This is a genomic window from Caballeronia sp. M23-90 (assembly GCF_053574605.1).
In genome coordinates this window covers 1-768 of record NZ_JBSIPA010000918.1, presented here as the reverse complement: position 1 = coordinate 768, position 768 = coordinate 1, and the positions used below count along the sequence as shown (strand labels likewise).

General features: G+C 67.6%; 1 protein-coding gene. It reads right to left on the bottom strand.

Going from position 1 to position 768, the window contains the following annotated elements:
- A partial coding sequence (locus tag ACRXB1_RS36980) for a collagen-like triple helix repeat-containing protein (protein ID WP_449494897.1) occupies window positions 1–686 on the bottom strand: 686 nt, incomplete at its 3' end.
- Window positions 687–768 lie beyond the last annotated feature (82 nt).

Below are 768 nucleotides of genomic sequence, written 5' to 3'. Positions count from 1 at the left end.
AGTCCGCCGGCGTATGCCAGCGTCGTTCCGGTACTGGACACGACGCCGCCCAGGCCGCTTGCGAGCGGATTGTTACCCGTCGATGCCACCGTCTGGCCCGCCGAGTTCAGCGTGCCGCCGAGCGTGGTGAGCAAGTTGTTGACCGGTGCGCCAAGACCCGTTGCCGAGCCGACCGTTTGCGTGAGCGAACTGGCCATCGTCGTGATCGGGGTGATCAGTGTGCTGACACCTTGCGTGACCTGACTGACAGCGCCTGTCGACAACGTGGTGCCGAGCGCACCGCCGACCTGCGTGACCGCGCCGCCGACGCCGCTGACCAGGGTTCCGACCGGTGTCGTGACTGGTGCGAGCGGGGACAGCGCGCCGCTGCCGACACCGGTCACCAGATCGCCTGCACTTGAAACTGCATCGCCTGCTTTCTGCACGACGTTGCCCGTGCTCGCGAGTGTCGTGCCGACAGGATTGGCGCTCGATCCGATCTGACCAAGACCTTGCGATACGCCGTTGCCAAGCGCGCCCACGGCCCCGCCGAGATTCGATACGACGTCGCCTGCCGCCTGAGTCGTGGCGGGGCTCACGCCCGGCACGTTGGCATTGCCGACGACCGAGCCGAGACCGGAGACCGTATTGCCCACCGCCGTGACGAGATTGCCCGCGTTGGAGGCGACGCCTGCAACGGGGGTCACTGTCGGTGTTCCACCACCAGTTCCACCACCCGTACCGCCGCCAGTTTCACCACCGGCGGCGGCACCGGTGGTGGGACTGGCA